The organism is Acinetobacter sp. YH12120 (genome assembly GCF_013418795.1).
Taxonomy (GTDB): Bacteria; Pseudomonadota; Gammaproteobacteria; order Pseudomonadales; family Moraxellaceae; genus Acinetobacter; species Acinetobacter towneri.
The window spans coordinates 25,873-39,411 of sequence record NZ_VPBI01000010.1 but is presented as its reverse complement, the minus strand read 5'-3'; the positions used below and the strand labels follow the sequence as shown (position 1 = coordinate 39,411).

The window sequence follows — 13,539 nt, the reverse complement described above, 5'->3', positions numbered from 1 at the left end:
GCCGAAACGCTAGGTTTCGGCACGTTTTTTATTGTCAAAAAAATCAAGGCAGTGTTAATCTTAGACCTAGGCGTGGATGCCCATTATTCAAAACAACAATTGCAAAATGAATTTGCAGCGTGATTTCAAAAACGTGATTTACAAAAATAAGAAACGCAGTGAGGGATAGACATGCGTGGTGTCGCAATTTTGGTCGTGACCAGTTTAATGTTGCTGGGATGTCATGGCAAAAAAAACGTGGTGCAACAAACGCAACCACCTAGTACCTTAAAAGTTTTAGATTTAGAACAAAAACCTGGTTTTGTAGAACAACACCGTTTGGGCATGATGACCATTGGTGGTTGGGTCAATCAAAAACTAGGGCAAAATTTTAAACCTGTTCAGGCACAACATGCCGATGCTGCCATCGTGTATTTATATCGTCCAGATTCTAAATGGAACAGACAGGAAATTGTCGCGGCTAGTATGTTTATCAACAAACATCGGATTCCAAGTTTATTGCACAATCATTATTACTGGGTTGAACTGGCACCGGGCGCGTATCGTCTGAGTGTGAGTCGTCCTTTGGGTGCATTACATTTCCAAAAACCAAAGTATTTGGATTTTCAGGTACAGGCAGGGCAGTCGTATTTTATTAAATATGATGAAGAAAACTTGAGTACCCGCAAAGAGGTTTCAGGGCCTTTAATTCTTATGCCTTCAAGTACGGCACAACAGGAAATAGCGTTTACTCAATTGAAAACCGAAAGCTATAACTTTGTCGCGGAAGATCAAACCACAGGTAAGTTGCGTAAAAAGCCACAAAAAATCAAGCATGAGAAATATGACCCTGCGGAAGATGTGCACTTAACCCAACCCTTTAAATTGTGGGATCCGAGAACGTGGTAAGGTTTTGCATCTTTATCTCATGCATTGCTTTTATTTATTTCCAGTAAGCATAAAAAAGCACCCAATGTTGGGTGCTTTTTCGCTTATTACTAAATTGGAATATTATTCTGCTGCAGCATCTACAACGGGAATCTTGCCAATTTTAGCTTGCCAGATTTTTGGTGCAATCGCGTGGATAGATGTACCATTGACATCTACCGCAACAGATACAGGCATATCTTCAACTTTGAATTTGTAGATTGCTTCCATACCTAAGTCTTCAAAAGCAACCACTTCTGCTTCACGTACTGCTTTAGATACGAGGTAAGCCGCACCACCTACAGCCATGAGGTAAGTCGCTTTGTGATCTTTGATGGCTTCAATTGCTGCAGGACCACGATCTGCCTTACCAATCATACCGAACAAACCAGTGTGTTCTAAGACTTGGCGGGTGAATTTGTCCATACGGGTTGCCGTTGTTGGACCTGCAGGGCCAACGACCTCATCACCAACAGGATCGACAGGGCCAACGTAGTAAATGAATTTGCCTTTTAAGTCGACTGGTAATTCTTCACCATTGTTGATCATGTCGACCATGCGCTTATGTGCAGCATCACGACCTGTGTAAATCGTACCGTTTAATAACAACGTGTCGCCCGGCTGCCAAGAGTTCATTTCTTCTTGGGTAATGTTGTCTAAATCTACACGTTTAGATTTAGATGAATCCCAAGTTACTTCTGGGTAGTCCTCAAGTTTAGGCGCTTGAATATGCGCTACACCTGAACCATCTAACTGGAAGTGTGCGTGACGAGTTGCCGCACAGTTTGGAATCATACCCACTGGTTTGCCTGCAGCGTGGCAAGGGTAGTCTTTGATTTTAATATCAAGAACTGTGGTTAAACCACCTAAACCTTGTGCACCAATACCAAGTGCGTTCACTTTCTCGAAGATCTCGATACGGAGTTCTTCCATTTTGTTTTGTGGGCCACGACGTAATAATTCGTCCATGTTGATTTCTTCCATGAGTGCTTCTTTTGCAAGCATCATGGCTTTTTCGGCAGTACCACCAATACCAATACCAAGCATACCCGGTGGACACCAGCCTGCGCCCATAGTCGGAACAGTTTTAAGTACCCAATCTACAATTGAGTCAGATGGGTTCAACATCGCCAATTTAGATTTGTTTTCTGAACCGCCACCTTTGGCAGCAACTGTAATATCTACTTTGTTACCCGGAACGAGTTTGTAGTGAATTACTGCAGGGGTGTTGTCTTTGGTGTTTTTACGACCAAATGCAGGATCAGCCAATACCGATGCACGAAGTACGTTTGAGTTTTCTAGGTAACCTTGACGTACACCTTCGTTGATCGCATCGTCCAAGCTCATGGTTAAATCAAATTTAACGTCTAAACCCACTTCAAGGAATACGTTTACGATACCAGTATCTTGACAGATTGGACGATGACCTTCTGCACACATACGTGAGTTAATTAAGATCTGTGCAATCGCATCTTTCGCAGCTTTGTTTTCTTCACGATCATAAGCACGGCTCATCGCTTGGATGAAGTCTTGTGGATGATAGTAGGAAATGAACTGAAGCGCGTCTTTGATCGAAGTGATCAAGTCATCTTGCTTGATAATAGTTGTCATATCAAAAATCTCTTGAGCGGGCGGATAGCTAGCGGGCTAAATTATAAGATAAAATGCAGCGATTGTGGGCACTTTGATCAAGCTTTGGGCGAAAGTTTAATATCAGTCGTTAGCTTGAGAGAATTTGTGAAATATCCATAAAATTATGTCGTCAAAACGGGCCATGATTTTGCTGTTTTGTTGGTGCAAATTCAGCTATGTTCAAAGACTTCTTTGGAATGATGTTTGGGGTAAATATGAATGATCACACGCATTTAGCTGCTCAGATTATCCCCATTTATCAACGGCATGCAAAAGCGTGGACAGACTTGCGCGGTCAGTTGTTATATGAAAAAACTTGGCTGGATCGTTTTCTTGCTTATTTGCCTGCGCAGGCCAAAATATTAGATTTGGGCTGTGGTTCGGGGCGTCCTATTGCTGCATATCTATTACAGCATGGGCATCAACTTACAGGAGTAGATAGCGCAGACAGCATGCTGGAGATGGCACGTGAACATTTTCCTGAACAGTGCTGGATTGAAGCCGATATGCGCTCAGTGAACTTGAATCGGTGCTTTGATGGTATTTTGGCGTGGGATAGCTTTTTTCATTTAACGCCAAACGATCAGCGCTGCATGTTCGAGAAATTTGCGCAATGGTCTACCGCCAATACAGTTTTAATGTTTAGCAGTGGACCTGCTGCGGGTGAGGCGATTGGGGAAATGTTTGGTGAAGCACTTTATCACGCCAGTTTGTCGCAGGATGAATATCGGCAATTGTTAAAAGATTATGGCTTTAAAGTTGTGAAAATGCTCGCGGAAGATCAGGACTGTGCAGGGCATACGGTGTGGTTGGTGCAGAGGTTTTAAAAATAGATTGGATGGAGCTAATCAATTTTTGTAGTGATCTATGAATCTACAGTGTGGAATAAAAAAACCACCCAATTTTTCAATCAGGTGGTTTGTAAAACTTAACTTTACGAATTATTGAGCTGCTTGTTGCTCTGCCTGAATCGCAGTCAATGCAATCGTGAACACAATGTCATCTACCAATGCACCACGTGACAAGTCATTCACTGGCTTGTTCAAGCCTTGTAGCATTGGGCCAACACTCACCACGTTAGCAGAACGCTGTACTGCTTTATACGTCGTGTTACCTGTGTTCAAGTCAGGGAAAATGAACACATTGGCGCGACCTGCAACTTGAGAGTTTGGTGCTTTAGAGCGACCAACACTTTCAACCGATGCTGCATCGTACTGTAATGGGCCATCAATCAGTAAGTCAGGACGACGTTGTTTCGCAATTTCAGTCGCTTTCGCTACTTTTTCTACGTCAGCACCTGCACCCGAAGTACCAGTTGAGTAAGAAATCATGGCAATACGTGGGTCAATACCAAACGCTTTTGCAGAGTCAGCAGATTGAATCGCAATTTCAGCCAATTGTTCAGCATCTGGGTCTGGGTTAATCGCACAGTCACCGTACACATATACTTCATCTGGTAACAGCATAAAGAATACTGAAGATACCAATGAATAATCAGGTGCAGTTTTAATGAGCTGGAATGCGGGACGAACTGTATTGGCTGTAGTATGCACAGCACCAGACACCAAACCATCAACCTGATCAAGTGCTAACATCATCGTACCTAATACGACAGTGTCTTGCAGCTGTTCACGTGCTTGATCGTCAGTAAGTTTGCCTTTACGCATCGCAACCATTTTTTCGACATAGTTTTCACGAATCAAGTCAGGATCAATGATTTCTAAGTCGTGTGGAAGCTCAATACCGCGTGCTTTGGCAACATCGACTACCGCTTCTGGTTTTGCCAATAATACGCAGTGGGCAATACCACGTGATTGACAAATCGCTGCAGCTTGAACGGTACGTGGCTCATCACCCTCTGGAAGCACGATACGTTTTTTCGCTGCAATAGATTTTTGCACCAATTCATGGCGGAACGCAGAAGGCGATAAACGTGGTTTATGCGTATCGCTGATTAATTGGGTTAACCATTCTGCATTGATGTGACTGGCCACAAAGCGGGTAACTTGTTCTGCACGCTCAGTATCATCTACAGGAATTTCGTTGCTCAGGTTTAATAACTGTTGTGCAGTTTCAAAGGTGCTCAATTTAGTATGTAAAATTGGCAAGCCATTTTTCATTGCTGCTTGGCAGAACTCTAAAGCTTGTGCGCTTGGTGCTTGATGTTCAGTTAACACCAAACCTGCAAGTGGAATACCATTGCTGCTGGCTAAGCTACTGGCAAGCAATACATCGACACGGTCAGAACCACTGATAATCAGCTCGCCTGCAACGAATTTATGCATTTCGTGTTCAATATTCGATGCAATTAAGCTGCTGTGTAATACACGGCGCTGCGCTGCTTCACCTTGGTTAATCCATTCTGCAGAAATGTGTGCAGCCAAGTCCGACATGCGTGGCACACTTAAAGTATTGCTGAATGGCACCAAGCCAATCACTGGCATGCAATCTTTACCAATCATTGGATGTGTAGTTTGAATTTTGCTGACAAACTGGTTGGTGTCGCTAATTAAACGTAAGTTTGGATCAAGCGTAACAGGAATTTGTGCAGAATCTTCTGGTAAACCTTTGGTACGCATAAACAATACGCCCGCAGTACGCTCACAAGTTGCACCACCAAAGAAACGTAATTGATTGTCTACTTTTGACGCTGTTTTAACAGCATTGTTGATGTCGGCATTGCTGACAATAATGACTTTTGCATCAAGTGCTTTAGCCAAATTTGCATTCAATTCAGTTGCAAATGGATCACGTCCGTTTGGCAACACGCCTTCTACAATAATGATATCGTGATGTTTAGAAATTTCACGATGTAAACGAACTGCATCTTCAAGCAATTCGTCATTTTCATCATTTTTTAAACGCTCAGTCAGCGCAGTATAAGAAATCGGCTCAACTGTTTCATGCTTGAACAGGTGACGATACAACGCAGTTGTGCGGTCTGCTTCAGGTTGTAATTCTTGTGAAAAAGGCTTTAAGAAACCTGCTTTTACGCCTTGGCATTCCAAAGCGTAAATTAAACCTAAACATGCTGATGTTAAACCAACACCAATTTCTGTAGGAACCAAAAGTATTGTTTTCATAATTTTTTCTAAATCGTAAAGGGACTGATTGAAAGTGGCTGAGCACTACGATTGCTTAAGCAATCGCAGCGTCACATTCAGACTTTTTTGCAGCTGACTTTAGCTCCTCTGCAACTTGCGCAGTTTCTTTCGCAATACGGCCTTCTTCGTCAGTTGGTACAACCCAAATTTGTGGACCGCCTGTACCTGCATCAATACGACCTTCAGTACCGCGTTTTAAGCTGTCATTGCGTTCTTTGCTGAAGTTAAAGCCAAAGTGTGGCAAGTAAGATACAGTTTTTTCACGGATGTACGCAGAGTTTTCGCCAATACCACCTGTGAAGAATAAGCCATCTAAGCGTGGTAAACCACAGCTAAGTGCAGCTAAAGATTTAGCTAAACGGTAGCAGAATACTTCAATTGCAAGCGTTGCATCTTCGTTGCCTTGTTCAGATGCTTCAATCAGGGTACGCATGTCGTTCGATAAGCCTGACAAACCAAGTAAACCACTTTGGCTGTTTAGCATTTTGTCAATTTTGTAGATATCCCAACCTAAGTTGCTTGCAAGGAAGCTGTGTAAGCTTGGGTCTACATCACCACTACGAGTACCCATCACCAAACCTTCAAGTGGGGTTAGGCCCATCGATGTGTCTACACTTTGACCATTCCAGATTGCACAAGTCGAGCTACCGTTACCCAAGTGAGCAGTTAACCAGCCACCTTGTTTGAAGCTGCCAGCCAACTCTGAACCGCGCTCTGAAACGTATGCGTGACTTGTACCGTGGAAGCCATAACGACGTACGTTGTGGTCGGTATATAAGAATTTAGGCACTGCATAACGGTAAGCGTGAGAAGGCATCGTTTGGTGGAATGCAGTATCAAATACAGCCACTTGCGGAAGTTCTGGGAACAAACGCATTGTTGCTTCAATACCCACCAAGTGTGCAGGGTTGTGTAAAGGTGCAAGCGGAGTTGCTTCACGAATACGTTGCACGATTTCTTCAGTTAATAATTCTGCTTTGGTTAAAGTACCGCCGTGTACAACGCGGTGACCAATGGCTTGTGGCTTATATTGAGATAAGCGACCAAGAATAGTTTCCAATGCTTTTTCATGGTCAGCATGTGGAATAGAAAGTTCGAGCGGCTCACCACCTGCGGTAATGCCTTTAATGCGCGCATCAGCAGAACCTAGATTTTCTGCCAAACCAAAGATACGATCTCCAACGCTTTCAGATACAAGCGCATATTTGATAGAAGAAGATCCGCAGTTAATCACTAATACTGATGTAGTCACTTTTATGTACCCGAATTCTAATTGAAGTTATCCCTAGTCAATCAAGCTGCATTGCAAGATATGGCAAACGGCAATCTATTGTGTTGCAATCTTGATCATTACGTATGTTTTATCATGGGTTTTTTATTGCTCCTAGATAGACTTTAGGAGATTAGACTTAAGCATTATCGACCATGAAATCAGAAATAATTAAAATTTATCAGCCCGAAACTTTCATTTTTTCATGAAATGATGGTCTAAAATTTCTGCTTAATTCCTGTTGTATTCTCTTAACATAGCACACTTCATTCTGCAGGCGAGTGGCAAACTGTTTTAAATTATTTCCTCAATCTTTGTCGGTTTATTTTGATTTGGCAGCGTATTTAATTTCCGACCAGCGGACAATCACATAAGCAATCAATGCCACCATAAAAAACACCAGCATCATCCACGCCAAACCTTGCAAGGTTTCAATAATGGTGCGGTATATTTCTAGTACCCAGCGCTCCTGAGTCAGTTCTATTACAATTTTTTTATCATTTTCGGCATAGGTCAGTGGCGTGATGTATTTCTCCATATCGTAAATACGAATGCCTGAAGATGTACCCACCACCATGCCTGCAAACTTGGTGTATTTTGCCCATGCTTCATGGATAGGGTCGTGAATGATACGTGCCAAAATAGCATTAATGGAGCCAGAGAATAGACGCATCACCACAAATGACACTAAAAGTGCCAAGGCAAAAGTACTAATAATTAAGTAATAAAACATAAGCAAGGTCACTCTTTTTACTGATTTTTTCTAATCATCAATTTTTAAATTTTAGGCGAGTGTAATTTGAAAGTGTGTAGTGGAACTGTGTCCAAAGCGGGTAGTCGGGTAATGTTCAGCTTCATGTGAAACTGAACATTACATTTAGATGTTGCAAAATTACAGATGGATTTTATTGGCGAATTTGACCATCACCAAAAACTACCCATTTTTGTGAGGTTAGGCCTTCTAAACCCACAGGGCCTCGGGTATGGATTTTGTCGGTTGAAATACCAATTTCAGCACCCAGGCCATATTCAAAACCATCGGCAAAGCGAGTAGATGCATTGATCATAACTGAGCTTGAATCGACCGCAGCAAGGAACTGGCGCGCCAAGCTAAAGTTTTCAGTAATAATCGCATCGGTATGATGTGAACCATATTTATTAATATGTTCAATCGCTTCATCTATGCCTGAAACCACTTTAACCGCCAAAATTGGACCTAGATATTCGGTGTACCAGTCTTCTTCTGTGGCAGTTTTGACAGTCGTGCCTAAAATCTTTTGGGTTGCAGGGCAACCGCGTAATTCAACTTGTTTCTCTGCATACAGTTCTGCAATGCGAGGTAGAAATTGCTCAGCAACTCGCTCATCGACTAACAAGGTTTCCATAGCATTACACACGCCATAGCGGTGCGTTTTGGCATTCAGTGCAATTGGCAGCGCTTTTTGCAAGTCAGCCTGTGCTTCTACAAATACATGGCAGTTGCCATCTAAATGTTTAATCACTGGAATACGCGCTTCATTGCTGATGCGTTCAATCAGACTTTTACCGCCACGTGGCACAATTACATCTACATATTCAGACATGGTAATTAATTGCCCAACGGCAGCACGGTCTGAGGTGTTAATCACTTGCACCGATGTTTCTGGCAAGCCTGATGCTTTTAAGCCGTGTTGAATCGCGGCAGCAATCGCTTGGTTAGATTCCAGTGCTTCAGAACCACCACGTAAAATAATCGCATTGCCTGATTTTAATGCCAAAGACGCAGCTTCAAGGGTTACGTTTGGACGTGATTCGTAAATCATGCCCACCACACCTAGCGGTACACGCATTTTGCCCAATTGAATACCAGATGGACGGTAAGCCATATCGGTAATTTCACCAATTGGATCCATGAGACCAATCACATCTTTCAGACCTTGTAACATGCCTTTAAAGCGTGCGGGGTTAAGTTCTAAGCGATCAAGCAGTGCGCTATCCAAGTTGTTGTTACGACCTTTGGTCATATCAATTTGGTTGGCAGCTAAAATAGCGGACTCGCTATTTTCCAATGCCGTATAAATAGCCGATAACGCATTGTTTTTAGATTGGGTAGAAGCGCTTGCTAAGACACGAGAGGCTTGGCGTGCTTGTTGTCCTACCGTTTGCATATATTGTTCAATAGACTCTTGCATAGCGGTTTGATCACTTAGAAATTTCAACTCGATATTAACAGTCTGTGCCTGCACAATGAAGCGTCTCAGCGGAAAATCGACTAAATTGTTCAATCTTTTCATATTTTTCAATGCTTTCATCACAAAAATTAATATTTTGAAATGCTTTATGATTTAAAAGTAGATGAGCGGTCATAGAAAATGTTGCGTATAAAATCAGCACCTGTATAGAATGATGCGATAACGACATTGATGTCATTCACAACAATAAGCAGGATGCCACTTTAATTCAGATAAGTGGGTAATCGTTCAATGACGAACACTTGCACAATAAAAATAAAATGCGCATGGAGGTAAGGAATATGAATTCCATGATCCAGATGGACACGGATGTACAGGACGCAAGTTCGCATGTCTGTTTTTTTGATATTTACGATAAACACAGCTTTAAACAACCCGCTCGTACCACTTGGATCAACGGCTGGAAAGTGGAATACATGGCAATTGCTCAGCCAGAAACCGCACATTTAACTCCAATTGTGATTATTGGTGGTGCATTCCAAAACTTTAATTCATATAAATATTGTGTCGAGCAGCTTTTTCGTGCAGGGCCAATCATTTTAATTGATATGCCATCTATGGGCGCCAATCAGCAAATGACCAATGTGGAAACAGGTGAGTCGGCAGGAACGCTAGAACTGCATGATTTAGGTCAGATGTTGGGTGATTGGCTGGATATTGTCGGCTTAGATAAAGTATCCGTCATGGGCATGTCATTGGGTTCGGTGGTGGCATCGTGTCTAGCAGATCAGCGTCCTGAATTGATTGATCGCATGATTTTAATGGGGGTTATGCAAAAGACCCGTAAAAGTTGGCGCATGTTGCTTGAAGAATCACTGCATTTAATGAAAGAGCAGCGCATGGATGAATTTGGTCAGGCGGTGATTTTATACTTGGTCAATCATGCCAAAATGGAACAAACTCGCATGTCACCGACTGCAAAGCGTTTGTTTTACCGACAAATGGCCGACTTTACCGCTACAGAGCAAGATCGCTACGATGTGAACTGCAACCGTTTATTGCGGTTAACCAATGTGCCTATTCCGCAATGTAAGGTTTTGGTGGCGTGTGGGCAATATGACAGTTTTACCTTGCCGCATGAAAATGCCAATTTTGCCTTACAGTGCCCGAACATGGAATTTGCCATGATTGCCAATGCAGATCATGTGCCGCAATTACAGCGCCGTAAAGAAACCATGAATTTATTTGCGACCTTTTTAAGCGATGAATCTATTCAGGACTTAGATGGCATTATTCCAATGACACGTGCGCAACTATTGACGATGGAACGCCGTGGAGAAGCGCGTATTCGGGTGCAAAATCCGCAAAGTCATTTGCAGTATCGTCATTCTGATTTGAAAATTGCCACGCACATTGTCGATTTAAACTTCTTTGGTGTATTGCTTGATTTTGAAAATGCTGCGTTGGCGGCACAAGCAGCACAGTTTGAACGAGATATGGCCTTAGAATTACAGGATGAGGAAGGCAGTTTTAGCATTGAATGTTTAATTTTTGAAAGCCAAGGGCAGCAACTACGCGCATTATTTAAGCATGGTAGTTTTGAGGTGGCAGAGCGTTTGTTGCGTTATGTGGAACGTCAAAAAGCGGCTGCACAAAATTTGGAATATGCCCGTTAGTAGATAAAATCAGTGCTTGGTTTAAAATTATCCAAAGAAAATAGAATCAAAATAGCGTGTTAAACCACGCTATTTTTTTTGTAGGCATGAACCATCCAGACTAAATCGCCTAAATGTTCTGCGGTTGTTTTTTCTAAAGAGCTGTTGGAAAAATACAGTTGTGGTTGTTGTAGCTGCACTTGCTCAAAACCTGCATTTTGAAAAAACTGAGTTAATTCCTGCGGAGATTGAAAGTGAAAGGTGAAAGCACTGCGTGACATAAATTTCAATAATCGGCTGCAGTTCCAAATAAAATTGGCGAGCTTGTTTTTGACGGGTTCAGGGTAAATATCGGTTAAATAATGCAGTTCTGGAAAGTCTTGGGTGTAGTTACACATGCCATTTAACAGCTGTTGTAGCATGTCTTTGCTGAAGTAGTTAATTAAACCTTCACTAATAATTACTAAGGGCTGCGAGTGATCAAAATATTCAAAGGCCTGTTGAAAGGATTCACTAAAAATATCGGCGGTGAGAACTTCAGGTGCGTCGTGGTCAATTTGTCGTAACGCTTGAGTTTTAATTTGCGCTATATCAGGCAAATCCAGTTCACGGTAATTCAGTTCAGGATATTTTTGTCGAAAGTTCCAGCTGCGTGGTGACAGCCCAGATGCAATTTCGAGCACTTGTAATTGCGGATGTTGCTGAATCAGTGCGGTTAAGTGTGCATCAATCATTTGGTGACGTTGTTTGAGGGTGCTGCGCATACTGCCGCCCACATGACGTTCTGCCCAGTTTTCTAAAGGATGTACCAATTTGGCTAAAAACTTGCCTTTTCGGGTCGCAAATACAGGATGTGAAATCCCCCTTTGATACCAGATATATCCCGTATAATGTGCGGTAAAAGAAATATGCCGATGTTTGGACAATGCAGTCGTGTCTGAGCGAGTTGGCTTGGCATCCGAGTTGTGCATTTCAGTCCTTTTTTCTGTCGTGATTTTGCTGTTCAGCAATGTTTTTGTCATTTTCGTATAGACCTTAATTGTTTGTATGGTGGTCGTTGTCTTTTTAGGCATGCTTTGACACTCAAGCTGCGGTGTCAGGCATATACTCAAAATAGAATAAGTTTATCATAATCAAAAAGGAACAAGCTGTCGTGTTCCTTTGTCGTATAAATGCTGTGAAAAAGTGAAGGCGTATAGGGTCTGTTGACATTTCATAAATGGCTTGCGCTGTAGGCTAAAACTGAGCAGATCAGGCATAAAATGCAGGGAATAGTGGACCTATTTTCAAGTTCCATAACGCAATCTGAGAAAGTTTTAGCCACATGAGCAAGAACAAAGCGTTGCTTTGTTTGCTGCGCAAGGGGACGAGCATATTTTTTGCTGCTATTGCGTTATGTGCCAGTCATTTAGAATGACTAAATTTCCTGTCCCATGCCTTATATCAGCTAAAAAATATGTGTCGTCGCAAACATAGACGAATTGTCAACAGACCCTAGTTAGTTTGTGGTGATCTCACGTTGCAGCGTTTTTAGTGGTACTTGAGTAATTGGTCGGGTCGTGACTAGTTTGTGCTGCCAGTAGCGCGGCACTTTGTTCTTTAAATGCCAAGATACGATCACGGACGCTTCGCCATTCATCACCCAAGTCTAAAACTTCAGCAATGCTAAACTCCGCACTAAGTTCAGGGATTTTACCACGCATGCGTTCTAAACGTGCCTGATTAGGTAGGGGTAAATCGGCAATTGCATTTAAAGCCAATCGTTGTGCAGCACGGTTGTTGCAGACCAATCCCATGTCACAGCCTGCAAGCAAAGCGGCATGAATACGTGCATCGGCATCGCCTGCTACACAAGCCGCCTGCATGCTTAAATCATCCGAAAAGAGTACACCATCATAGCCCAAGTCTTTGCGAAGCACTTGCTGTAACCAAAATTCAGAAAAACCTGCAGGGTTCGGATCGACCTGATCATAAATGACATGCGCAGGCATGAGCGCATCCAGTTGATTTTGCAGTTGGATAAAGGTTTGCATATCCTGTTGTTGAATTTCGGCAAAAGAACGTGAATCTATCGCGGCAGCAACGTGAGAGTCTGCTTTAACCGATCCATGTCCAGGAAAGTGTTTGCCTGTGGTTGCCATTCCTGCACGATGCATTCCACGTAAAAAAGCATCTGCTAAAGCAATAATATCGACAGGACGCGCAGCAAAAGCACGATCTCCAATGACATCACTGATGTCATTTAAATCTAAAACGGGTGCAAAACTAAAATCAATGCCTACGGCTAATACTTCGGTGGCCATCAACCAGCCACATTCTTCGGCTAAATCTAAGGCACGTTCAGGTTCGTTTTGGTATAACTCGCCAAATCTACCCATAGCAGGCAATAGGGTAAAACCTTGTTTTAAGCGTTGTACGCGTCCGCCTTCCTGATCGACTGCAATTAAAATATCAGGGCGTACCTGACGCATGTGGTCGGTCAAGGCGCGTACTTGCGCAGGAGATTGGATATTTCGGGCAAATAAAATGACTCCACCGACTTGCGGAGCGCTTAATAGTTCAATATCTTCTTGAGTAAGTTCTGTGCCAGCGATGTCGAGCATCAATGCGCCAATCATATTGGGTGTCCGTATTCGATTTTTATCAATAAAAAAACAATACCTGAATTCTGCAATGATTTGCTACATTTTGACAGCACAGATTATGATAAAACTACACGACAGACCCAAATTAAGTTGTATAAGATTTTGAATCTGCTCAATTCATTGTGAAAAGCAGAGATTGGTCAAAAACCAAGGACG

At 42.5% G+C, this 13,539-nt stretch carries 10 protein-coding genes; 3 read left to right on the top strand and 7 right to left on the bottom strand.

Going from position 1 to position 13,539, the window contains the following annotated elements:
• Positions 1-171 precede the first annotated feature (171 nt).
• The gene (locus FTU58_RS08185) at positions 172-888 is read left to right on the top strand and encodes a DUF2846 domain-containing protein (RefSeq protein ID WP_070153234.1); all 717 of its coding nucleotides are present in this window, start codon (positions 172-174) and stop codon (positions 886-888) included.
• 102 nt (positions 889-990) lie between these two features.
• Here FTU58_RS08185 and FTU58_RS08180 read toward each other — a convergent pair whose 3' ends face one another.
• Complete coding sequence (locus FTU58_RS08180) at positions 991-2,517, bottom strand: fumarate hydratase (RefSeq protein WP_004974861.1); 1,527 nt, start codon at positions 2,515-2,517, stop codon at positions 991-993.
• Positions 2,518-2,753: 236 nt separating this feature from the next.
• Between FTU58_RS08180 and FTU58_RS08175 the strand changes: the two genes are divergently transcribed.
• On the top strand, positions 2,754-3,365 hold the full coding sequence (locus FTU58_RS08175; protein WP_026438429.1) for a class I SAM-dependent methyltransferase: 612 nt from the start codon (positions 2,754-2,756) through the stop codon (positions 3,363-3,365).
• A 114-nt stretch (positions 3,366-3,479) separates the two neighbouring features.
• Here FTU58_RS08175 and pta read toward each other — a convergent pair whose 3' ends face one another.
• The 4 genes from pta to FTU58_RS08155 all read right to left on the bottom strand — a co-directional run bounded on the left by pta (position 3,480) and on the right by FTU58_RS08155 (position 9,083).
• The gene (gene pta, locus FTU58_RS08170) at positions 3,480-5,621 is read right to left on the bottom strand and encodes a phosphate acetyltransferase (RefSeq protein WP_004974865.1); all 2,142 of its coding nucleotides are present in this window, start codon (positions 5,619-5,621) and stop codon (positions 3,480-3,482) included.
• A gap of 55 nt (positions 5,622-5,676) precedes the next feature.
• Positions 5,677-6,894: an acetate kinase gene (locus tag FTU58_RS08165; RefSeq protein ID WP_180062319.1), complete on the bottom strand. Its 1,218-nt coding sequence runs from the start codon at positions 6,892-6,894 to the stop codon at positions 5,677-5,679.
• Positions 6,895-7,234: 340 nt separating this feature from the next.
• Positions 7,235-7,645, bottom strand: coding sequence for a hypothetical protein (locus tag FTU58_RS08160; protein ID WP_168417901.1), 411 nt, complete (start codon positions 7,643-7,645; stop codon positions 7,235-7,237).
• A gap of 172 nt (positions 7,646-7,817) precedes the next feature.
• Positions 7,818-9,083, bottom strand: coding sequence for a glutamate-5-semialdehyde dehydrogenase (locus tag FTU58_RS08155; RefSeq protein WP_180062333.1), 1,266 nt, complete (start codon positions 9,081-9,083; stop codon positions 7,818-7,820).
• Between the two features lie 341 nt (positions 9,084-9,424).
• Here FTU58_RS08155 and FTU58_RS08150 point away from each other — a divergent pair, with 341 nt between their 5' ends.
• A complete protein-coding gene (locus FTU58_RS08150; RefSeq protein WP_004974874.1) occupies positions 9,425-10,759 on the top strand; it encodes an alpha/beta fold hydrolase in 1,335 nt (444 codons plus the stop codon).
• A 59-nt stretch (positions 10,760-10,818) separates the two neighbouring features.
• Here the strand turns inward: FTU58_RS08150 and FTU58_RS08145 are convergent, their stop codons facing one another.
• Together FTU58_RS08145 and nagZ are read right to left on the bottom strand one after the other, a co-directional pair.
• Positions 10,819-11,709: a class I SAM-dependent methyltransferase gene (locus FTU58_RS08145; protein ID WP_180062332.1), complete on the bottom strand. Its 891-nt coding sequence runs from the start codon at positions 11,707-11,709 to the stop codon at positions 10,819-10,821.
• A gap of 543 nt (positions 11,710-12,252) precedes the next feature.
• Positions 12,253-13,356, bottom strand: coding sequence for a beta-N-acetylhexosaminidase (gene nagZ, locus FTU58_RS08140; protein ID WP_180062318.1), 1,104 nt, complete (start codon positions 13,354-13,356; stop codon positions 12,253-12,255).
• Positions 13,357-13,539 lie beyond the last annotated feature (183 nt).